20 protein-coding genes and 1 pseudogene are annotated in these 20,043 nt (G+C 63.7%); 11 read left to right on the top strand and 10 right to left on the bottom strand.

Annotated features, from left to right (window positions below):
* Positions 1-116: 116 nt before the first annotated feature.
* The 4 genes from MNBBLIKP_RS08475 to MNBBLIKP_RS08460 all read right to left on the bottom strand — a co-directional run bounded on the left by MNBBLIKP_RS08475 (position 117) and on the right by MNBBLIKP_RS08460 (position 2,707).
* The gene (locus MNBBLIKP_RS08475) at positions 117-419 is read right to left on the bottom strand and encodes a putative quinol monooxygenase (protein ID WP_088309422.1); all 303 of its coding nucleotides are present in this window, start codon (positions 417-419) and stop codon (positions 117-119) included.
* Between the two features lie 28 nt (positions 420-447).
* Entirely contained in the window at positions 448-996 is a 549-nt protein-coding gene (locus MNBBLIKP_RS08470) for a thermonuclease family protein (RefSeq protein ID WP_140420559.1), read from the bottom strand.
* Between the two features lie 11 nt (positions 997-1,007).
* Complete coding sequence (locus MNBBLIKP_RS08465) at positions 1,008-1,409, bottom strand: thermonuclease family protein (protein ID WP_088309418.1); 402 nt, start codon at positions 1,407-1,409, stop codon at positions 1,008-1,010.
* Between the two features lie 65 nt (positions 1,410-1,474).
* Positions 1,475-2,707, bottom strand: a complete 1,233-nt coding sequence (locus tag MNBBLIKP_RS08460; RefSeq protein WP_088309424.1) for a NupC/NupG family nucleoside CNT transporter — start codon at positions 2,705-2,707, stop codon at positions 1,475-1,477.
* A gap of 120 nt (positions 2,708-2,827) precedes the next feature.
* On the opposite strand from MNBBLIKP_RS08460, the gene MNBBLIKP_RS08455 reads away from it, so the two are divergent.
* Positions 2,828-3,478, top strand: a complete 651-nt coding sequence (locus tag MNBBLIKP_RS08455; RefSeq protein WP_088309416.1) for a queuosine precursor transporter — start codon at positions 2,828-2,830, stop codon at positions 3,476-3,478.
* A gap of 44 nt (positions 3,479-3,522) precedes the next feature.
* A complete protein-coding gene (argB, locus tag MNBBLIKP_RS08450; RefSeq protein ID WP_088309414.1) occupies positions 3,523-4,419 on the top strand; it encodes an acetylglutamate kinase in 897 nt (298 codons plus the stop codon).
* Between the two features lie 214 nt (positions 4,420-4,633).
* Here the strand turns inward: argB and MNBBLIKP_RS08445 are convergent, their stop codons facing one another.
* Both MNBBLIKP_RS08445 and MNBBLIKP_RS08440 read right to left on the bottom strand, forming a co-directional pair.
* Positions 4,634-5,215 carry a TIGR00730 family Rossman fold protein gene (locus tag MNBBLIKP_RS08445; RefSeq protein WP_088309412.1) on the bottom strand — a complete coding sequence of 194 codons (582 nt, stop codon included), beginning with the start codon at positions 5,213-5,215 and terminating at the stop codon, positions 4,634-4,636.
* Positions 5,212-6,714: a phytoene desaturase gene (locus MNBBLIKP_RS08440; RefSeq protein ID WP_088309410.1), complete on the bottom strand. Its 1,503-nt coding sequence runs from the start codon at positions 6,712-6,714 to the stop codon at positions 5,212-5,214. The genes MNBBLIKP_RS08445 and MNBBLIKP_RS08440 overlap by 4 nt, the downstream gene beginning before the upstream one ends.
* Before the next feature lie 180 nt (positions 6,715-6,894).
* On the opposite strand from MNBBLIKP_RS08440, the pseudogene MNBBLIKP_RS08435 reads away from it, so the two are divergent.
* A pseudogene (locus MNBBLIKP_RS08435) lies at positions 6,895-7,486 on the top strand (DUF2585 domain-containing protein).
* A 121-nt stretch (positions 7,487-7,607) separates the two neighbouring features.
* A complete protein-coding gene (locus MNBBLIKP_RS08430; RefSeq protein ID WP_088309408.1) occupies positions 7,608-9,140 on the top strand; it encodes a flavin-containing monooxygenase in 1,533 nt (510 codons plus the stop codon).
* Positions 9,141-9,407: 267 nt separating this feature from the next.
* Here the strand turns inward: MNBBLIKP_RS08430 and MNBBLIKP_RS08425 are convergent, their stop codons facing one another.
* Positions 9,408-10,025, bottom strand: coding sequence for an SOS response-associated peptidase family protein (locus MNBBLIKP_RS08425; protein ID WP_088309406.1), 618 nt, complete (start codon positions 10,023-10,025; stop codon positions 9,408-9,410).
* A 29-nt stretch (positions 10,026-10,054) separates the two neighbouring features.
* Entirely contained in the window at positions 10,055-10,921 is an 867-nt protein-coding gene (locus MNBBLIKP_RS08420; protein ID WP_088309404.1) for an MBL fold metallo-hydrolase, read from the bottom strand.
* A gap of 65 nt (positions 10,922-10,986) precedes the next feature.
* On the opposite strand from MNBBLIKP_RS08420, the gene MNBBLIKP_RS08415 reads away from it, so the two are divergent.
* On the top strand, positions 10,987-11,748 hold the full coding sequence (locus MNBBLIKP_RS08415) for a sulfite exporter TauE/SafE family protein (protein ID WP_088309402.1): 762 nt from the start codon (positions 10,987-10,989) through the stop codon (positions 11,746-11,748).
* Positions 11,749-11,822: 74 nt separating this feature from the next.
* On the top strand, positions 11,823-13,106 hold the full coding sequence (locus tag MNBBLIKP_RS08410) for a metal-dependent hydrolase family protein (RefSeq protein ID WP_088309400.1): 1,284 nt from the start codon (positions 11,823-11,825) through the stop codon (positions 13,104-13,106).
* Between the two features lie 45 nt (positions 13,107-13,151).
* Here MNBBLIKP_RS08410 and MNBBLIKP_RS08405 read toward each other — a convergent pair whose 3' ends face one another.
* Positions 13,152-14,441 carry a YadA C-terminal domain-containing protein gene (locus MNBBLIKP_RS08405; RefSeq protein ID WP_176399717.1) on the bottom strand — a complete coding sequence of 430 codons (1,290 nt, stop codon included), beginning with the start codon at positions 14,439-14,441 and terminating at the stop codon, positions 13,152-13,154.
* 333 nt (positions 14,442-14,774) lie between these two features.
* On the opposite strand from MNBBLIKP_RS08405, the gene thiC reads away from it, so the two are divergent.
* Entirely contained in the window at positions 14,775-16,634 is a 1,860-nt protein-coding gene (gene thiC / locus MNBBLIKP_RS08400) for a phosphomethylpyrimidine synthase ThiC (protein ID WP_088309396.1), read from the top strand.
* A complete protein-coding gene (locus MNBBLIKP_RS08395; protein WP_140420558.1) occupies positions 16,627-17,199 on the top strand; it encodes a hypothetical protein in 573 nt (190 codons plus the stop codon). The genes thiC and MNBBLIKP_RS08395 overlap by 8 nt, the downstream gene beginning before the upstream one ends.
* 74 nt (positions 17,200-17,273) lie before the next feature.
* Here MNBBLIKP_RS08395 and MNBBLIKP_RS08390 read toward each other — a convergent pair whose 3' ends face one another.
* Positions 17,274-17,891: a TetR/AcrR family transcriptional regulator gene (locus tag MNBBLIKP_RS08390; RefSeq protein WP_088309392.1), complete on the bottom strand. Its 618-nt coding sequence runs from the start codon at positions 17,889-17,891 to the stop codon at positions 17,274-17,276.
* A gap of 80 nt (positions 17,892-17,971) precedes the next feature.
* Between MNBBLIKP_RS08390 and MNBBLIKP_RS08385 the strand changes: the two genes are divergently transcribed.
* The 3 genes from MNBBLIKP_RS08385 (at position 17,972) to MNBBLIKP_RS08375 (ending at position 19,942) form a co-directional block, all read left to right on the top strand.
* The gene (locus MNBBLIKP_RS08385; RefSeq protein ID WP_088309390.1) at positions 17,972-19,129 is read left to right on the top strand and encodes a serine hydrolase domain-containing protein; all 1,158 of its coding nucleotides are present in this window, start codon (positions 17,972-17,974) and stop codon (positions 19,127-19,129) included.
* 102 nt (positions 19,130-19,231) lie between these two features.
* A complete protein-coding gene (locus tag MNBBLIKP_RS08380; RefSeq protein ID WP_088309388.1) occupies positions 19,232-19,459 on the top strand; it encodes an AbrB/MazE/SpoVT family DNA-binding domain-containing protein in 228 nt (75 codons plus the stop codon).
* A 90-nt stretch (positions 19,460-19,549) separates the two neighbouring features.
* A complete protein-coding gene (locus tag MNBBLIKP_RS08375; protein WP_088309386.1) occupies positions 19,550-19,942 on the top strand; it encodes a type II toxin-antitoxin system death-on-curing family toxin in 393 nt (130 codons plus the stop codon).
* Positions 19,943-20,043: the final 101 nt, after the last annotated feature.

The raw sequence follows: 20,043 nt of genomic DNA, 5'->3' as shown, positions 1-20,043 counted from the left end.
CTTTGGGGGAGGTGGCAGTTCCGCAGGAACTGACGGAGGGGGAATGGCCGCTTGGCGAGCCCCCTCCGACCTTCGCTTCGCTTCGGCCACCTTCCCCAGAGGGGGAGGATTTCAGATCACATGATCTTCTTCACCGCCTCAGCCGAATAGAGCCACAGGTCCGCGCCTTCGACTTTGACCGAGCCCATCGCCTTGTTGAATTCGGCCATATGCGCGCTGGCGGAATGGGCGGCGAGCGCCGCTTCGCTTTCCCACCGTTCGGAAATGTAGATCAGGTCAGGATCGCCGATGTCGCGGGCAAAGGCATAGTGCAGGCAGCCCGCTTCCTCATTGGTGGCTTTGACCATGGCCTGACCCTGGACCAGCACTTTGTCGAATTCGCCTGCCGCCAGCTTCAGCCAGCCATTGATCAGTAACATCGCTCTCTCCTTGTTGGCACGGTGCGAATCAGCACCACGGCTCACGTGCGCCGCGGTCGTAACGGCGCGCAAAGCCGCTGGCCACCATGTCATCGGCGATCGCTTGCACTGTGCCGTCGCGGCGCGGGCGCGACAGGGTGCGCAATTCGCGGCCATATTCGTCATGCGCGATGGTCTGCGGTCCGCTGAGCAGGAAGGGGCCTTGCTGGAGCAGTTCGAGCAGACGGCCAGTGGCCGCTTCGCCCAGCCGGGCTTCCTCAGCGCAGCGCGCGGGGTGGGTTTCAGGGGCATCGATCCCGTTCACGCGGATCCGGCGGGTGCCGATGTGGATGGTATCGCCATCGACCACGCAATTGATTGCGGCACCCGGACCGCAGCGGGTGAAACGGCCGGTTACCTGCTCGATGCTCTGCGGTTCGGCCGGAACGTTCCAACTGCGAGCGAGATACCAGCAAACCGCTACGACTATCGCCGTCCCCAGCCACGGCTTCAAGGAGCGCCAGAACCGCGCTCCGCGTGACAGGCCTTGCCAGCGATGGGGCGGTAGGACGTGTGATTTGCGGCGGGGCCAGGGCATGGCCGCAGGCGCTAACGCGGCACGGAGCCTGCTGCAAGCATGGCGCACCAATCCGACCGACGGCCACGCCAGGGTTCGGCCAGTCCTTCGGCCACCAATTGCGCTCCCAGGCTGCGCCCACGCCGGGTGGCGATGCGCAGTAAACGGCCATAACGGTCCCGCTCGCGTCCTTCCATGGCAAGATCGAACGGCCCCTGATTGAGCAAGGCAATCAGTCGACGGGCGGCCTGATCCCCGCGTTCCTGTTCCTGCGGACAACTGGCGCCATGGGTTTCAGGCGCGTTGATGTCAGCCAGGCGGACCTTTTCGCCATGCAGCCAGAAGGTATCGCCATCGACCACGCAGGTCTGGCGCGGGCCGGGTTGGCACAGCGCGAACAGCGCGGCGGAAATAAGGGGGAGCGGCAAGGGCATGACCCTCGCCTGCCGCAAGCCGGCGCAAGTCTGCCATTCGGGAAACTACGTGGTTTCGCTCCGTTTCAGAGACTTAGGAACAGCCCCGCCAGTGCCGCGCTCATCAGGTTGGACAGCGCGCCTGCTGCCAGCGCTTTCAGCCCCAGCCGCGCGATCACCGGGCGCTGGTTGGGGGCAAGGCCGCCGGTCACTGCCATCTGGATAGCGATCGAGCTGAAATTGGCAAAGCCGCACAGCGCAAAAGTCACGATCCCGACGGTCTTGGCAGACAAGCCCTGAGCCGCGCCCAGATCGATGAAGGCGACGAATTCATTGAGCACCAGTTTGGACCCGAAAAAACCGCCCGCGCGCATCGCTTCGGCCCAATCGGGCGCGCCGAGCAGGAGGAACACCGGGGCAAAGACATAACCCAGCACCATCTGGAACGAGAGTTCCGGATGGCCGAACCAGCCGCCGATGCTGCCGACCACGCCATTGGCCAAAGCCACCAATGCGACGAAAGCCAGCACCATGGCCCCCACCGCCACGGCCAATTTGACCCCGGTCTGCGCGCCTTGCGATGCGGCCATGATCAGGTTGGCCGGGCGTTCTTCGTCCATGGACTGGACCGGCAAGTCATCGGGCTCTTCCAGCACCTGATCCTTGGGGTCTGGCATGATGATCTTGGCCATCAGGATCCCGCCGGGCGCCGACATGAAAGCGGCTGCAACCAGGTAATCGATCCGGATTCCCATGCTGGCATAGGCGGCCAGAATCGTCCCCGCCACGCCAGCCATGCCCACGCTCATCAGGCAGAACAGCTGGCTGGGCGTCAGCGCCGCCAGATAGGGGCGGATAACCAAGGGGCTTTCCGACTGACCGACAAAGATGTTCGACGCCGCTGACAGGCTTTCCACCCGGCTGATCCCGGTGATCTTTTCCAGCGCGCCACCGATCCATTTGATCACCAGCTGCATCACCCCGACATAATAGAGGATCGAGATCAGCGCGGCGAAGAAGATGATCACCGGCAAGGCCGAAATAGCAAAGCTGTTGCCGCCGATCTCGGGCTTGGCCAGCGGGCCGAAGATGAATTCGGTTCCGGCATGGGCATAGCCCAGCAAGGCAGATACCCCCGCCGCAATCGCCTGCAACAAGGCATTGCCCCACGGCACATAAAGCACCAGCGCGGCAAACCCGGCCTGCAGGGCAAATGCCGCGCCCACTACGCGCGGGCGGATTGCCTTGCGGTCGCTCGACAAAAGGAAGGCCAGCAGCAGGATCAGGCCCATGCCGAGCAGACTGTTGACGATTTGCATTGCGACCGGTTCCCCTGAAATGATCTTGCGTGCGGTGGTAACCACTTTGCGCGCAGGGTCAATTCCTCCCCGCTCGCGCGGAGGATTGCGGCGCATCACAACGCCCGCTAAGCCTTTGCAATGCAGAACCCTACACCCGTCATCCCGCGCTCGCTGTTTTCCTTTTCGCTGCTCTATGGCGGACTGTGCGTCCTTGCCGGGGTGCTCGGGACCAAGCTTGCCGCGCTGGGGCACTGGCCGGTGCTGGGCGATCTGGCAGTGGAAAGCGGGATCTTTGCCTTTTTGCTGCTGGTGGTGATTTCCAGCGCGGTGGCCGAACTGTTCGGGCAGCAAGTGGCCAATACGCTGGTGCGCTATGGCTTTGTCCCGCTGATCGTATCAATGGTCCTGCTGACTGTCGTGATCCAGGTCGTCCCGCCCGCGCCGTTCTGGCACGATCAGGACGCTTTCGCCCGGCTGCTGGGGCAGGGCGCGCGGATGCAGTTTGCCGGGCTGATTTCCTACGGCACCTCGCAGACACTCAACGTCTATCTGTTCAGCCGGATCGCGGGCGGGCAGGGCAAATCGCTGGTGCTGCGGGCGTGGATTGCCAGCCTGCTCAGCCAGATCGTCGATACGGTGATCTTCATCACGATCAGCTTTTATGGTCAGGACATGCCGCTGGGCCAGATCATGCAGGGGCAAATTGTGTCCAAGCTGGTGCTGTCCACGATCATGGTTCCACCGTTGATCGTGGTGTTTGTGAAGCTGGGCCGCTGGCTGGATCGGTAAAAAGGGGTTCAATTCCCCGCATAGCGGCGTAAAGGGCGCGGACTATGAATAACCCGCACGATCCCGCCATTCTCGCCAAGGCCGAAACGCTGGTTGAGGCGTTGCCCTATCTCCAGCGCTATGCCGGGCAAACCTTTGTGGTCAAATACGGCGGGCACGCGATGGGCGATCCCGATCTGGCGCATGACTTTGCCGAAGACGTGGTGCTGCTGAAGGCCGTCGGGATCAACCCGGTGGTGGTCCACGGCGGCGGGCCGCAGATCGGCGCGATGCTGAAGAAGCTGGGCGTGGAAAGCCGCTTCGTCGATGGTCTGCGGGTGACCGACAAGGCGACGGCGGAAGTCGCCGAAATGGTGCTGTCAGGCGCGATCAACAAGGAAATCGTGCGCTGGATTTCCGGCGCGGGCGGCAAGGCAATCGGCATTTCCGGCAAGGATGGCGGACTGGTCACCGCGAAAAAGGTGGAACGCACCACCCGCGATCCGGATTCGCAGATCGAACAGGTGATCGATCTGGGCTTTGTGGGCGAGCCTGAGCGGGTCGATACCAAGGTGATCAAGACCATCAGCGATGCCGGGATGATCCCGGTGATCGCTCCGATCGCGGTCGGCGCGGACGGCGAAACCTATAACATCAATGCCGACACCATGGCCGGAGCGATCGCTGCGGCGCTGGGTGCGGCGCGGCTGTTCCTGCTGACTGATGTGGCCGGCGTGCTCGACAAGGACAAGAAACTGCTGACCGACCTGCGCCCGGCCGACATCGCCCGGCTGCAACAGGACGGCACAATCAGCGGCGGGATGATCCCCAAACTGGAAACCTGCGTCCATGCGGTTGAGGCCGGGTGCGAAGCCGCAGTCGTGCTCGATGGCCGGGTGCCGCACGCGATGCTGATCGAAGTGTTTACCTCACGCGGGGCGGGGACGCTGATCCGGGTTTAAGGGTTAGAGGGGCCAGACTACCCACCCACCACTCCGTTCCCCACCTAGTCACCCTGAACTTGTTTCAGGGTCTATCGGGCCTCGAAATCGAAACGCTGAACTCGCGCGCCAAACCCCGCGGTTTGTTGCCTGCACGCCCGTTCGCAAGATGCTGCACGATGGGCCCTGAAACAAGTTCAGGGTGACGAAGGCTTAACTTGGCGAGCGTGGCTCTTTAAAGCTCCCCCGTCTTCATCGCGAAGATCGGCGTGTGCGGTTCGTGCGCGGCGAGGCGGGTCAGCAGCAGGTCCAGCTCGGCTTCGGCAATGATGATCCCCTGATGCGCAGGGCGAATGAAACCGACCTCGACCATGTGGTGGTTGAACGCGATCAGGTGATCATAGAACCCGAAAGCGTTGAGTAGCCCGACCGGTTTGGCGTGATAGCCCAGCTGCGCCCAGCTGACCGCTTCCCACAGCTCGTCCATTGTGCCGACCCCGCCGGGGATCGTCAGGAACCCGTCGGACAGGCGGGTGAAGGCGGCTTTGCGTTCGTGCATGTCGGCCACCACCACCAGTTCGGTGCAATCGTGGTTGGCCACTTCGGCATTGCAAAGTGCCTGGGGGATCACCCCGATCACTTCGCCCCCTTCAGCCAGCGCGCCGCTGGCGACCGCGCCCATCAGGCCGAGCCGCCCGCCGCCATAAACCACCCCGATCCCGCGCCGGGCCAGAGTGCGGCCCACTTCGTCGGCAAGCGCCATGAAGCGCGGATCGGCAGGCGTGGCAGAGCCGCAATAGACGGCGAGGCGTTTCACTTTATATCCTCCAGCATCAGTTTTGCCGCTGCGCGGGCGCTGCCCAGCACGGCGGGGACGCCTGCGCCGGGGTGCGCTCCCGCACCGACCAGATAGAGATTGGCGATCTTGCTGTCGCGGCTGTGCGGGCGTAGCCAGGCGGTCTGACTCAGCACTGGTTCCAGCCCCCAGCCGCTGCCAAGGTAGGCGTTGAAATCGAGTGCGAAATCGCGCGGGGCATAGTGAAACCGGGTGACGATCCGGTCATGAATATCGGGGATCAGCCGCCGCCCGACCTCATCGATCACACGCTTTTCCAGCATCGGGCCGATCGTGTCCCAATCGATCGGCAATTTGCCCAGATGCGCCACTGGCACCATCGCGCGGAACACGCTTTTGCCTGGCGGGGCCATTGAAGGGTCAGTGACGGTCGGGTGATCGAGCAGGATCATCTGATCCTGCGGCAGAACCCCGTGATCGAACACGTCCTCCAGCAGGCCCTTGTAACGCGGGCCAAACAGCATGGTGTGATGCTGGATGCCCGGCCAGCTGCCCTCCAGCGCGAAATGGACCAGAAACACGCCGGGGCTATAGCGCTTGCGGGCCAGGCTGCGGGCCATTTCGCTACCGCGCTGGGTGCCCGACAGCAGCTCGCGATAGGTATGCATCACATCGGCATTGCTGGCGACCGCGTCAAACCGTTCCTTCCACCCGCTCTGCGTTTCCACCTCGGTCGCGCGGTTGCCCAGGGTGTGCAGGTGAACCACCGGATCGTGCAGCCGCAAGGTGCCGCCCAGCCGGGCAAAGTGCTTGGCCATCGCATCGGCCAGCTGGCCCGCGCCGCCCCTGGGCCACCACACCCCGGTATCCTGTTCCAGCTTCACCGCCAGCGCCTGAACCGCGCTGGTGCTGAGCGGGCTGGCGCCGATCAGCAGGGCCTGAAAGGTCAGCGCCTGGCGCAAGTGATCGTCCTTGACCTGACTTGAGGCGATCGACCACAGGCTGCGCCAGGTCTGTTGGCGCAGCAGCGCCGGCAAGGCCCTGACCGCGGCCCGAAAATCAGGGAATGGAACCGAACCAAGCCGCCGGTATCCTTCCGCCAGCGCCGCTGCGCTATAGTGCAGGAAATCGTCGAGCCCGCCCAGGTCCCCCGGCGCCACCCGCGCCACTTCACGGGTCAGCGATGCTTCATCCCCGGTCAGGTCAAATTGCGCGCCGTCCGGCCAGTTGAGCCGCCAGAACGGGTTGACCGGCATCAGTTCGATGTCAGCCGCCATATCATGCCCGCTAAGCGACCACAGCTCGCTCAGCGCGGCGGGATCGGTGAACAGTGTCGGGCCCGTATCGAACGTGAACCCGTCGCGCTCGATGCCATAGGCCCGCCCGCCAACCTTGTCGCGGGCTTCGACCAGCACGGTCTCTACCCCGCTGGCCTGTAGCCGGATGGCCAGCGCCAGCCCACCAAAGCCTGCGCCGATCACGCAGGCACGGCGCGGGGCAAGCGGGGGAATCATGCTCATCCCCGCAGCCTCCGGCCAGCCATGACTACATTCGTGCGCGCGCTCATTGCGCCCGGTTTAGGCGCTGGCGCGCGGCGCGGCAATGCGGCATGTTACGGCCCTGCTGCAGAACGCGTCGGTCTGTCCTGCGAAAGCCGCTGCAATCGCGGCTAAAGACCTGCAACCGGGAGAGAAACCGCAATGAGCAAGCTGCTGCCCGATCGCCAGGGAGCGCTGCTGGCGCTGCTGATGGCGGCCGCGTTCTGTGCCATTCTGCTCGCCATGGGCCGGGTGCCGATCTGCACTTGCGGCACAGTCAAGCTGTGGTGGGGCGTGGTGCAGAGCGCGGAGAACAGCCAGCATGTGCTCGACTGGTACAGCTTCAGCCACGTGATTCACGGGCTGCTGTTCTACTTCTTCGCCTGGCTGCTGCGGCAGCGCTGGAGATTGTTTGGCGGCAAGCCGATGCGCTGGGCGCTGCCGATCGCGGTCATGTTCGAAGGGTTCTGGGAACTGCTGGAAAACAGCCCCCTGATCATCAACCGCTACCGCGCGGTGACGATTGAGCTATGGCTACGAAGGGGACAGCGTCCTGAATTCGCTGAGCGATATTTCGTGCATGGCGCTGGGGTTCTGGATCGCCAGCAGGCTGCCTTGGAAGGGCAGTCTGGCGCTGGCGCTGGGGTTTGAACTGTTCACCCTGGCCATGATCCGCGACAATCTGACGCTAAACGTATTGATGCTGGTCTGGCCGGTAGAGGCGATCCGGGTGTGGCAATCTGCCTCAATTTAGGGTGTGCACCCTAATTCTTGCTTGATTCCGGCTTGATCCGGGTCAATGCTGCCGCTGCATTTCGAGTCGAAACTCGGTGGCGTGGCGCTGTGCGCCGGAAACAGAACAGTGGAGAGTGAGAATGGCTACCGCAGCAGTTCAGGCAAGCACGCCCGCAACCCATGTCGACGTGCTGATCGTTGGCGCAGGGATTTCCGGGATCGGTTCGGCCTATCACTTGCAGGATCAGTGCCCCGGCAAAAGCTATGCCGTGCTGGAAATGAAGGATACCTTCGGCGGCACCTGGGAAACCCACAAGTATCCCGGCGTGCGCTCGGACAGCGATCTCTACACGTTCGGCTATCGCTTCAAGCCGTGGGTCGGCACGCCAATCGCCTCGGCCCAGGCGATTCTGGATTACATGGGCGAAGTGATCGAAGATAACGGGATCGCCCCGCACATCCGCTATGGCCGCCGCATCACTGCCTGCAGCTGGGACAGCAAGACCAACCTGTGGACCGTCGAAGCCAACGGCAAGCACGGGGCTGAAACCTTCACCTGCAACTTCCTGTGGATGTGCCAGGGCTATTACGACCACGAAAAGCCCTATACTCCCGAATGGCCGGGGATGGACCGGTACAAGGGCCTGCTGGTCCACGCCCAGCTGTGGGATCCGAAGATCGATTACAAGGGCAAGCGCGTGCTGGTGATCGGTTCGGGCGCGACCGCCGCCACCGTGATCCCCGAATTCGCCAAGGACGCGGCGCATGTCACCATGCTGCAGCGCAGCCCGACCTATTTCTTCTGCTCTGAAAACAAGAATGAACTGGCCGACAAGCTGCGCGCCGGCGGGATCGACGAACCCACCATCCACCGCGTGGTCCGCGCCCAGATCATGCACGATCAGGATGTGCTGACGAAGCGTGCCCAGGAAGAGCCCGATGCCGTGTTCGAGGAGCTGAAGGCACTGATCCGCGCTTTCTCGGGCAAGGAGGATTTCGAGTTCGAACCGCACTTCACGCCCAAATACCGCCCCTGGCAGCAACGCCTGGCCTTCTGCCCCGAAGGCGACATTTTCCGCGCGGCGGTTGAAGGCAAGCTGACGGTGGTGACCGACACGCTCGACACCTTCACCGAATCCGGGGTGCGCACCAGTTCGGGCGAAGAGATCGAGGCGGACATCATCGTAGCCGCCACCGGCTTCAACCTGCTGATGATGGGCGGGATCCCGTTCAGCGTCGATGGCCAGCCGGTCGATTGGCACGATACCGTCAACTATCGCGGCATGATGTTTACCGGCGTACCCAACATGTGCTGGGTGATGGGCTATTTCCGCGCCAGCTGGACGCTGCGGGTCGATATGATGGGCGATTTCGTCTGCAGCCTGCTGGGCCACATGGACAAGATCGGCGCGAGCCGCGTCGACGTTGCCTTGCGTGATGAAGACCACAACATGGAGCTGTCCGACTGGATCGAGAACGACAACTTCAACCCCAGCTACCTGATGCGCGGCCTGAAGCTGTTGCCCCGGCGCGGTGACAAGCCCGAATGGCGCCACAATCAGGATTATTGGGCCGAACGCGGCGAATTCCCCAAGATCGATCTCGCCGGGGACGAATTCCTGTATGATGGCCAGCGTAGCAAGGCGCGCGCCAAAGTGGCGGAACCAGCCTAGGCCCTGATGACGTTACATTGATCCACCCTGATTGGACTGAACAGCCCCATGGCAAGGCACGGCGCACAGCAGGGGCTGATTGCCCCTGCAAGAGACGTGGGCGCTGGCCATGGGGCTGTTCAGTCCAACCCCTTCGGGGCGGGCCGATTTTGCTCCGTGGACAGCGTTGCTCGTCGATCACGATGCTACGGCATCGCTCACTCCTCGCGCCTCGCCACGGACCAAAATCGGCTCCGTCAGGGCGGGTCAATGTAATGTCATCAGGATCTAGCGTTCGATCATCGCCGAGGACGGATAGGGCGCGAGCAATTCCCTCGCCCGCGCCCATTCGCCTTTGAGCCACAAGTCCCACGCGCCGGGATCGCCCGGTAGCACCACCGGCATCGTATCCCGCCCGGCGTGGCGGTAAAGCGCGTTGGGCTCGCAGGTCAGCAGGGCAAAGCTGGGGACCTCGCTGTCCTTCCACACCCCCGCCAGCGCGAACAGCGGCTGGTCGGCACAGGCGAACAGGTGGCGGCAGCGCTTGCCGTCGCGGTCGGTGCCCTTGCCCCATTCGATCAGCGCTGTGGCCGGGATCAGGCAGCGGAATTCGCTGTTGCGCAGGTTGCCAATCCAGAACGGGCTTTCGCTGTTGCGCACGCTCAGCACCGGGGCGGAGCGCTCCCCGGCACCCGGCGGCGGGGGCACGCCCCACTGGCGCGGCACCATCCGGCGCGGCTGGCCCGCTTGCCGCGGCCCGGCGATAAATTCGCGGCCGGTGGTGATGACCGGGGCGAAGGCCCCCGGTGCCACGTGCCCGCCTGCCCAGGGATCATCCCTGGCGGCAGCGCCGAATTGCCGGGCAATCGCCGGGGCAGCGGCATCGAGGCGATAGAACGCGGGCATGGCAGGCGATTACCGCCTGCCGCGCGCGCTCACAAGGCGTTGACCGGCAGCCGCAGAAAGACTTGGCCATTGGCATCGGGCGGGGGCAGGGCTCCGGCGCGGATGTTGACCTGCAGCGACGGCAGGATCAGCAGCGGCGCTTCCAGCGTGGCATCGCGGGCCTGCCGCATGGCAACGAACTCTGCCTCGCTCACACCGTCATGCACATGGACATTCTGCGCGCGTTGCAGCGCCACGCTGGTTTCCCAGCGATAGTCGCTGCGCCCCTCGGGCAGGTAATCGTGCCCGACGAACATCCGCGTTTCGCCCGGCAGCGCCAGGATCCGCCGGATCGAGGCGTAGAGCGCGGAGGCGCTGCCACCGGGAAAGTCACAGCGCGCGGTGCCATAGTCGGGCATGAACAGTGTATCGCCCACGAACACCGCATCGCCGATCAGGTAACTGACGCAGGCCGGGGTGTGTCCGGGGGTGTGGAGCACGCGAATGTCCAGCTCGCCCAGTGCCAGCACATCGCCTTCGCCCACCAGCCGGTCGAACTGGCGGCCATCGGGGATCACGTCCCCGGCATCGAACAAGGGGGCAAAGCGCTGCTGCACCTGGGTGATTTCGGCCCCGATCACGATCGGCGCCCCGCTCTGTTCGCGCAGGTAATGCGCGGCAGACAGGTGATCGGCATGGGCGTGGGTTTCCAGCAGCCAGTCCAGCGTCAGCCCTTGATCGCGCAGGAACGCCAGCACGGCATCGGCCGATCGGGTGGCGGTGCGGGCATTGCGCGCGGTGAAATCCAGCACCGGATCGATCACCGCAGCGCGGCGCGTGGCGGGATCGTGCACCACATGGGTGGCGGTGAAAGTGGCGGGATCGAAGAAAGTCGTGACGACGGGACTGACGGCCATGAAGCAACTCCTTTGCTTGCTATATTATGTTTTACTAATGTAATTGCAAGTGCTATGTCCGCGCCATGACGATTGAGCCGTTGCTGCTGGCCGCCCTGGGCGGAGCCCTGATCGGTCTGCTGCTGACACTGTTTGGCGGCGGCGGATCGGTGCTGGCCACGCCCTGGCTGATCTATGTTGTCGGGCTGACCGATACCCACGCCGCGATCGGTACTTCGGCGGCAGCAGTGGCGGTCAATGCCGCGACCGGGCTGGCCGCCCAGGCGCGCGCCGGAAGGGTCAAATGGCCCTGCGCCAGCGTGTTCGCCGCAGCGGGTCTGGCGGGCGCGCTGATCGGGGCGCAACTGGCCAAGCAGGTTGATGGCCAGGCGTTGCTGCACTGGTTCGCGGTGATGATGATTGCGATTGCCGTGTCGATGCTGTTGCCGCGCCGCCGCGCGGGCGATCCCGATGTGCACTTCACCCCGGCGATGACGTTCAGGCTGGCCCCCTTTGGCTTGCTCACAGGGCTTGCGGCGGGCTTTTTCGGGATCGGCGGCGGCTTTCTGATCGCGCCGGGGCTGATGGCCTCGACCGGCATGACGCTGGCCAATGCCGCGGCCAGCTCGCTGGTCTCGGTCAGCCTGTTCGGCAGCGCGACCAGCCTGTCCTATGCCCTGTCGGGTCAGCTGGTCTGGCCGTTGTTCGGGGCGCTGGTGGCGGGGGGAGCCGTGGGCACGCTCGCCGCCTTGCCGCTCGCCCGCCACCTTGAAAGCCGCGCTGTGCTGGCCCGCACGCTGTTCGCGCTGATGGTGATTGCGGTGGCGGTCTATATCCTGCTGAAGTGAAGCGGCGCGCGGGCGTTGCATTCGCCTGCATCGGTCCTATCCTGCGCCGCACTGCATGACAGGGGGAGAGACCGATGAACCACCGCTGGCACCTTGCCGCCGCCGCACTGTGCCTGAGCGCCGCCTTTTCGGCCGCGCCTGCCGCAGCCGGAACCGTGGTGATCCACGCCGGATCGGTGCTGCGCGATGCCGCTTCCGAACCCGGCGGTCCGGCCACGATCGTGGTGGTTGATGGCAAGATCCAGTCGATCAGCGATGGTGTGCTGCCCGGGCCTGCCGGAGCCGAAGTGATCGAACTGCCCGGTAAGACCGTGCTGCCCGGCCTGATCGACTTGCACGTCCACTTGTCCAGCGATCCCGGCGGTGATTTCCGCAACGAAGCAGTGGAACCCGATGAATGGGGCGTGGTGGTTGGCGCAAAGAACGCGCTGACCACGCTGCGCGCCGGGTTCACTACTGTGCGTGAAGCGGGATCGGGCCAGTACGTTGCCTTCTCGCTGCGCCGTGGCACAGCGGAAGGGGTCATCCCCGGTCCCCGGATCGTCGCGGCGGGGCCAGCGCTGGCGATCGTTGGCGGGCACGGTGATACGACCGGCTTTCGCGAAGATGTCCACGGCGTGCTCGATCAGGGCTATACCTGTACCGGCGCGGTCGAATGCGCGGAAAAGGTCCGCAAGGCCAGCCGGGCCGGGGCCGATGTGATCAAGATTACCGCCACCGGCGGCGTCCTTTCGCAGCAAGGGCGCGGGCTGGGGGCGCACTTTACCGATCCGGAAATGGTCTCGATCGCCCAGACCGCGCATTCGCTGGGGCTGAAAGTGATGGCCCACGCCCACGGCGCGCGCGGGATTGAAGCGGCGGCCAATGCCGGGATCGATACGATTGATCACGGCACCTTTGCCGATGAAGGCGCGCTGAAAGCGATGAAGGCCCACGGCACCTGGATGGTCCCGACGCTGATGGCCCTGGAAGGGGTGCGCGAGCGGCTGGGCAAGGGGATCTATACCCCGACGGTAGAGGTCAAGGCGCGGCAGGCGCTGGAAACCGCCGGACGGCAGGTCACCCGGTCCAAGGCGATGGGGGTGGGAATCGCCTTCGGCACCGATGCTGGGGTGTTCGAACACGGCCGCAACGCGGGCGAATTCGCGCTGCTGGTGAAAGCCGGGCTGACGGGCCGCGAAGCACTGGCCAGCGCCACCACCAATGCCGCGCAGGTGCTGGGCATGGAAAGCGAAATCGGCCGGATCGCGCCGGGTTACAGCGCCGATCTGATCGCCGTCACCGGCAACCCGCTGGCCGATGTGCGGGTGCTGGAAAAGGTCGAATGGGTCATGGCGCGGGGGCGGGTGGCGCCGTGAATGGCGTGGGCGCGGCCCCGCTGAGGCCGCACCCGCGCAGGGGCGTTACCAGCCCAATGTCATGCCGACCCGGCCTGCGGTCTTCCCGCCCTTGTTGAAGCCGGTCGCCACCCCGGCGTTGATCGCCACATGGCGGCTGACCAGCGCGCCGATCTGCAGCGATCCGGCATGCGCGCCGTCATAAGTGCCGACATTGGCGGACAGATTGAATTTCATGTCCGGCAGGAAGGTATTCCCGCTCATCGCCACGGCCACCGCCGTGGACGATGCGATGTGCCGATCAAGCAGATTGACCTGTGTCTGCAGCCGGTCGAACCGGGTGCCAAGCAGATCAATGCGGTTCGCCAATCCAAGATCGGCCGCCGCCCGAGCGTTGGCTTCGGAATTGAGCTGATTCATGTTGACCGCATCGCCCCCGCTGACCCCGGCACCCAGTCCGGAAACCCGGCTGCCGTTCATCTGGATGCCGTCGGTCACGCTGACCGTGGGGGTGATCAGGCCGGTTTCGTCCAGCTGCGTGGTGACCGTGGCCGTCGTCGTCACTTCCAGCCGGGCCATCGAGGCATAAGTGGTTTCGGGGCCGCCATAGCGTGTCGAAGGGCCGGTCAGCAGCGAATTGTCGCCCGATCCGAACTTGACCTGGGCCGTGCCGCTGATCGTGCCGAACTGGATCTTGCTGCCGGTGCCGCGGAATTTGCCGGTGATGGCTGTGGCATTGTTGGTGATCGCAGTGGGATCGACCGTTACGATGTCGGTCGAGTAAGTGACCCCGGTTGCGTTGTCCTGCGTGATGAAGTTATCGAGTTTGACATTGATGCTGTTGACCGATGCCACCAGCCCCCTGATGTTCCGGGGCGTCTGCAGCCCGACCGGCGGGGACACCGGTGAGCCAGAACCATAGCTGAAGGCATAGGCTGTCTCGGATGCATCGTAGGACATGTTGGCGTTGACCTTGGCAAAGGCGGGCATGCTGATTGCGTAATTGCCATAGGACGTAATTATGATCCCCCCGCCGATCAGGTCTCCCTTGTAATCGCGGTGATAATCGCGGTCGTAGGCGTAGTATTTGAAATAGCTGTCGAAGGGATAGAGGTCGGTTATCGCTTCACGGGTGATCGTGATCGTCGAACTGACTGCACCAGAGCAAGGCGGGGTAAAGGAAGCACCGGCATAGGGGTCCGCGCTGGAATTGCACGGCCCTTGTGGCATCATCGGTTCGGTGACTTTCAGAACAGCCGGGGCGGCGGTCTGCGCCTGGGCGCTGGCCGCAAAGGCCGTGGCAGACAGCAGCAGGGCGCTGAAGACGGCGCGGCGCGAGCTATTATTGGTAGTCATGCAGTATTGCCCCTTTAAGAGAAAGTGCATCCCGTTAGGATGCCTTGCGTTACCGAGGCTTGCAGCAATTCATGAAGTAAAATGTTTGGTAATTTGTCACAAAATCAGTCGATTACTTGCCGGTTGCAGAATGCCAAACGGTGCGCGCCGGGCTGCGGTGGCTCGACAAGGCTGGGCAAGCGGCCTAGTATGCCTCATCCCCGGGGAGCGCGCCTGCGCTGAGAGGGGCGGATGGCACCGCCCGACCCGTCGAACCTGAACCCGTTAGCACGGGCGGAGGGAAGGGCCGGTCCTCGCGCCAGCGCTCTCATTCCGTCCCATGAGGAAGCGCATATGGCCGACATTAATTCGAAACTGGAAATCGGGGTCACTACCGGCCCGATCCGGGGCAGCAGCAAGATCCACGTCGGCCCGCTGAAAGTCGCGATGCGCGAGATCAGTCTGGAACCCTCCAGCGGCGAACCGCCGGTGCGGGTCTATGATACCAGCGGCCCCTACACCGATCCCGCCGCCGCGATCGACATCGCCAAGGGTCTGCCCGAACTGCGCCGCGACTGGATCGTGGCGCGCGGCGATGTGGAGGAAGTGACCCAGCGCGAAGTGAAACCCGAAGACAACGGCCAGCTTGGCCCGGATCGCTCTGGCGGCGTCCCCGCTTTCCCCAATGTCCGCCGCAAGGTGCTGCGGGCCAAGCCGGGCATGAACGTCAGCCAGATGCATTACGCCCGCCGGGGCATCGTCACTCCGGAAATGGAATATGTCGCCACCCGCGAAAACCTGGGCCGCGAAATGGTGCGTGAACACATTCGCGACGGGCAGGATTGGGGCGCGGAAATCCCCGATTACGTCACCGGCGAATGGGTTCGTCAGGAAGTGGCGCGCGGCCGCGCGATCATCCCCAGCAACATCAACCACCCGGAAAGCGAACCGATGGCGATCGGGCGCAATTTTCTGGTCAAGATCAACGCCAACATCGGCAACAGCGCGGTGGCGAGCGATGTCGCCAATGAGGTCGACAAGATGGTCTGGTCGATCCGCTGGGGCGCGGATACCGTCATGGACCTGTCCACCGGGCGCAACATCCATGACACCCGCGAATGGATCCTGCGCAACAGCCCGGTGCCGATCGGCACCGTGCCGATCTATCAGGCGCTGGAAAAGGTTGGCGGGATTGCCGAAGACCTGACCTGGGAGGTGTTCCGCGATACCTTGATCGAACAGGCCGAACAGGGGGTCGATTACTTCACGATCCACGCCGGGGTGCGCCTGCCCTATATCCCGATGACCGCCAAGCGCGTCACCGGCATCGTCAGCCGCGGCGGCTCGATCATGGCCAAGTGGTGCCTGGCGCACCACAAGGAATCGTTCCTGTATGAACGGTTCGACGAGATCACCGAGATCATGAAGGCCTATGACATCGCCTATTCGCTCGGCGATGGCCTGCGCCCCGGATCGATCGCGGACGCCAATGACGAGGCTCAGTTCGCCGAACTCTACACCCTGGGCGAACTGACCAAGCGCGCGTGGGAACAGGACGTGCAGGTGATGATCGAAGGCCCCGGCCACGTGCCGATGCACAAGATCAAGGAGAACATGGACAAGCAGCTGGCGGCCTGCGGCGAGGCTCCGTTCTACACCCTCGGGCCGCTCGTCACCGATATTGCGCCGGGTTATGACCACATCACCAGCGGCATCGGCGCGGCGATGATCGGGTGGTTCGGCACGGCGATGCTCTGCTACGTCACCCCCAAGGAACACCTTGGCCTGCCCGACCGCGACGATGTGAAAGTCGGCGTCGTCACCTACAAGCTCGCCGCCCACGCGGCTGACCTTGCCAAGGGGCACCCGGCCAGCAAGGTCCGCGATGATGCCCTGTCGCGCGCCCGCTTCGAATTCCGCTGGCGCGACCAGTTCAACCTGTCGCTCGATCCCGATACGGCGGAACAGTACCACGACCAGACCCTGCCCGCCGAAGGCGCCAAGACCGCGCATTTCTGCTCCATGTGCGGGCCCAAGTTCTGCTCGATGAAGATCACGCAGGAAGTGCGTGATTTCGCGGCCAAGCAGAACGCCGCGCCGGAAACTTTCCTCGCCGCCGAAGACGCGGAAAAGGGGATGGAGGAAATGAGCCGCGTCTACAACGAAGGCGGGCGCGAGCTGTATATTGGCGCGGGGGACCGTGAACATGACTAGACCCCGCCTGCTCGCCAGCGCGCTGTTGTTCGCAATGGCGAGCGGGGCGGGAGCCGAAAATGTCGCCCCTGCGCTCACCGTCGCCCAGGCCCGCGCCAGTCTGGCGGGGGAGTGGACTGCCGAACTGCAATACCGCGATTACCAGTCCGGCCAGTGGCAGGGCATTCCCTTCAAGACCACCATCGCCATGGTCGGCGATGGCGTCACCCAGATCCGCACCAGCGCTTATGATGACGGGCCCAAGGCTGGCACGGTGTGGATCACCACCGTCGCCCTGCTCGGCAAAGACGGCACCACAGAATATGCCGGCACCTACCGCGCGGGCCGGCCCGCCGAACATGAAACGGCGCGGCTGCGGATCGAAGCAGGCAGCGACGCCGCGCACTGGGTGCTGGTCTCTGAAACGGACGGCCAGGATGATGATCGCCCCGCCCGCATCCGCGAAGTGACCACTCGCGATGGGGATACGGTCACCACGGTCAAGGACGTCGATTTTCAGGACGACGCCAAGGCTGAATGGCTGACCCGCAACCGCACCGTGCTGAAACGGCCCGCGCGGAAATGACCGGGCTGCCATAGCTGGCCAGATCCGGCCGGGCCGCGCATCTGCCACCGCAACGCGGCGCTCTCAATTCAGCTTCAGTCTTGGGTCAGCAGCCGGTCGAGCAGATTGTCCAGGACGGCTTCGGGTTCGACCAGCTTGAGATTTTCGTCAATTGCCAACACGGCAACGCCATGCACAGCTGCCCAGATGGCGTTGGTGCGGATCAGCAAAGCCTTGCCGCTGATGCCAGCGCTGCTGTTCAGGCCGGCAATGCCCGCCTGCAGTGCGGCAAAAGCGGTGGCGGCGGCGCTGCTTGAAAAATCATCACTCGGCGCACCTTCGCCAAGCGGAAGCGACAGGCTTCGCGGCAGTATCCCTGCAAACATCAACCGGAACAGCTGGGTATTCGACCGGGCAAACCGGACATAGCCATGCAGACCGGCGCGCGCGCGCAGCACGGGATCGTCGTGCCCGGCTGCCGCCGCTGCGGTTGCCTGCGCAAGCATTGTAAATCCGCGCTCTCCCAGACGGTGCAGCAGTTCATCCTTGTCGGTGAAATAGTGGTATGGCGCGCTGCGCGATACGCCGACCAGATCCCCCAGCGAACGCAGCGATAACGCGGCCACACCTTTTGAAGCGATAATATCCGTCGCCGCGTCGAGCAGTTCCTGTTCAAGATTTGCCCGATGGTAGGATTGCTTCTGGCCAACCATATCTGGCTTCCTAGTTGCATACTTGACAGTGTCAAGATCGTAATCTATCAATCTTGACACTGTCAAGTTGGAGTATCCAGATGCGCAAGGTCATTCAGGTAGGAACTGCTGCATTGCTCGTGGCGGCAGGGGTCACGGGCTGCAGCGATACCTATCTGGGACGGGTGCTGTCGCTGCGCAGTCCCGATGTTGAAGATTACGTCCGCCTCCCTTCGCGCCCGGTCGAAAACGGCCCGCGCATCGTCCCTTTGGAGACTGCGCGCGACGCGAACTGGATGGCCCGCACGCTGGCCAAGGAAGCGGCCACCCCCGCTGGCTTCGATGCCTTTGCAGCCAGAACTGGCACAACCGCCTTCATCATTCTGGCAAATGGCAAATTGGTCGATGAACGCTATTACGGCGGCGCGCGGCGGGATGGCCTGTTCAAGAGCTTTTCGATCTCCAAATCGATCCTGTCGGCGATGTTCGGAATTGCCGCGGCTGACGGAATCATTAGCCGCGAAGACCGGCTGGGGGACCATGTTGCGGGTATCACCAACGCTGCGCTGGCAGACGTGAAGCTTGGTCAGTTGCTCGATAATGTCAGCGGCTTTGCCTATGCCCGCGGCGGCATGCCATGGCGGCAACAACCGCGCATGTATTATTCAACCGATATCCGGCGCTATTTGCGCCAGACCCAATTCGCGCACAAGCCAGGGACCCGGTTCGAGGGTGAAGACCTGAGCCCTCTGCTGGTTGGCTATGCACTTGAATCCGCGCTGCGCAAACGCGATCCACAGGCAACATTGGCTGGTTTTGCGGCACGCCGCCTGTGGCAGCCGCTTGGTGCCGAATATCCGGCTTTGTGGAATATCGATCACCCCGGTAACGGGATGGAGAAAGTGGAAAGCGGCTTCGTCGCGCGGGCGATCGATCTGGCACGGTTTGGCCAGCTCTATCTGGATGGCGGCCTTGCCAACGGCAGGCAAGTCGTTCCGGCTGATTGGGTCGCCTTGTCACGATCGGTCCCGGCCGATGGCGTGCCAAACCATTTCATCGATGCAGATGGCCATTATCACAACCTATGGTGGGGCGCACCGCGCATCTCCGGCCAGACGCAGCGGTTCTATGCGAACGGGCATTTCGGCCAGCGGATCTTTGTCGATCCCGACAAGAAGCTGGTAATCGTCAGGCTGGGCAGTGACAGCGGCGAAGTGGACTGGACCGCCTTGCTTGGGAAAATTGCCGACAAATGGTAGGTCCTGGATCGCATCGGAAATTGGATTAGGGTTACACGTGCAACAACCCCCAAACCCCATTCCAACCTTGCCCTCCACCACAATCTCCGTTATAACACCCGTATGAACGCAACCCTCAAAATCACCAAAATCGGCAACTCCGCCGGAGTTGTCCTGCCCAAGGAACTGCTGGCGCATCTTGGCGTGGCGGTGGGGGAAACGGTGTCGGTGGTGACCACGCAGCACGGCATCGAACTGCGCGGCGGTGAGCCGGATTTTGAGGCCCAGATGGCGGCAGCGCGGGAAGTGATGGCGCGGCGCAAGCGGGCTTTGCGCGAACTGGCGAAGTAGCAAAGTGCCCACCCCGCTGCGACTAGCCGCGCCTGCGGCTTGGCAAATCTCGCTCCCCTCCCGCATGCGAGAGGGGTCGGGGGTGGGCCAATGAACCGCGACTGGATCTGGACCGCCACCGAAGTGGCGCTGGCGGCGCATGGTGAGCAGATGGTGGAGCATGGCGGCGGCGCAGGGTTACGCGATCCCGGCGCGCTGGAAAGCGCGATGATGCGTCCGCAGAACCTGGCCCGTTATGGCGATCCCGATGTCGCCATGCTGGCCGCCGCCTATGCCTTTGGGCTGGCGCGCAACCATCCCTTCGTGGATGGCAACAAGCGCACGGCGGCGGTGATTGCCGAAACGTTCCTGATGCTCAACGGCTATCGCCTGACGGCGAGTGACGCAGAGCTGGTGGTGGCAATCGTCGCCCTTGCCGCTGGCGAACTGGACGAGGCGGAATTGGCTGACTGGTATCGCGGACATATGGCTCTGGCGGAATAGTCGCTGCACTGACCAATCCCCCAAAACCATTTTCCTACACGAACCATATCGGTTACAATACCGGTATGACAGAACCAAATCGCACCCCGCCCGCCCTGATC

The organism is Novosphingobium sp. B 225, assembly GCF_002198665.1.
GTDB lineage: Bacteria > Pseudomonadota > Alphaproteobacteria > Sphingomonadales > Sphingomonadaceae > Novosphingobium.
This window is presented reverse-complemented; position numbering and strand designations above follow the sequence as displayed.

Excerpts from the sequence above, each read along its gene's own strand:
- MNBBLIKP_RS08385 (WP_088309390.1), top strand. The coding sequence starts at position 17,972 with ATGCGCAAGGTCATTCAGGTAGGAACTGCTGCATTGCTCGTGGCGGCA.
- MNBBLIKP_RS08440 (WP_088309410.1), bottom strand. The coding sequence starts at position 6,714 with ATGAGCATGATTCCCCCGCTTGCCCCGCGCCGTGCCTGCGTGATCGGC.
- MNBBLIKP_RS08425 (WP_088309406.1), bottom strand. The coding sequence starts at position 10,025 with ATGCCCGCGTTCTATCGCCTCGATGCCGCTGCCCCGGCGATTGCCCGG.
- argB (WP_088309414.1), top strand. The coding sequence starts at position 3,523 with ATGAATAACCCGCACGATCCCGCCATTCTCGCCAAGGCCGAAACGCTG.
- MNBBLIKP_RS08430 (WP_088309408.1), top strand. The coding sequence starts at position 7,608 with ATGGCTACCGCAGCAGTTCAGGCAAGCACGCCCGCAACCCATGTCGAC.
- MNBBLIKP_RS08475 (WP_088309422.1), bottom strand. The coding sequence starts at position 419 with ATGTTACTGATCAATGGCTGGCTGAAGCTGGCGGCAGGCGAATTCGAC.
- MNBBLIKP_RS08375 (WP_088309386.1), top strand. The coding sequence starts at position 19,550 with ATGAACCGCGACTGGATCTGGACCGCCACCGAAGTGGCGCTGGCGGCG.
- MNBBLIKP_RS08415 (WP_088309402.1), top strand. The coding sequence starts at position 10,987 with ATGACGATTGAGCCGTTGCTGCTGGCCGCCCTGGGCGGAGCCCTGATC.
- MNBBLIKP_RS08470 (WP_140420559.1), bottom strand. The coding sequence starts at position 996 with ATGCCCTGGCCCCGCCGCAAATCACACGTCCTACCGCCCCATCGCTGG.
- thiC (WP_088309396.1), top strand. The coding sequence starts at position 14,775 with ATGGCCGACATTAATTCGAAACTGGAAATCGGGGTCACTACCGGCCCG.
- MNBBLIKP_RS08455 (WP_088309416.1), top strand. The coding sequence starts at position 2,828 with ATGCAGAACCCTACACCCGTCATCCCGCGCTCGCTGTTTTCCTTTTCG.
- MNBBLIKP_RS08420 (WP_088309404.1), bottom strand. The coding sequence starts at position 10,921 with ATGGCCGTCAGTCCCGTCGTCACGACTTTCTTCGATCCCGCCACTTTC.
- MNBBLIKP_RS08390 (WP_088309392.1), bottom strand. The coding sequence starts at position 17,891 with ATGGTTGGCCAGAAGCAATCCTACCATCGGGCAAATCTTGAACAGGAA.
- MNBBLIKP_RS08395 (WP_140420558.1), top strand. The coding sequence starts at position 16,627 with ATGACTAGACCCCGCCTGCTCGCCAGCGCGCTGTTGTTCGCAATGGCG.
- MNBBLIKP_RS08380 (WP_088309388.1), top strand. The coding sequence starts at position 19,232 with ATGAACGCAACCCTCAAAATCACCAAAATCGGCAACTCCGCCGGAGTT.
- MNBBLIKP_RS08465 (WP_088309418.1), bottom strand. The coding sequence starts at position 1,409 with ATGCCCTTGCCGCTCCCCCTTATTTCCGCCGCGCTGTTCGCGCTGTGC.
- MNBBLIKP_RS08410 (WP_088309400.1), top strand. The coding sequence starts at position 11,823 with ATGAACCACCGCTGGCACCTTGCCGCCGCCGCACTGTGCCTGAGCGCC.
- MNBBLIKP_RS08405 (WP_176399717.1), bottom strand. The coding sequence starts at position 14,441 with ATGACTACCAATAATAGCTCGCGCCGCGCCGTCTTCAGCGCCCTGCTG.
- MNBBLIKP_RS08460 (WP_088309424.1), bottom strand. The coding sequence starts at position 2,707 with ATGCAAATCGTCAACAGTCTGCTCGGCATGGGCCTGATCCTGCTGCTG.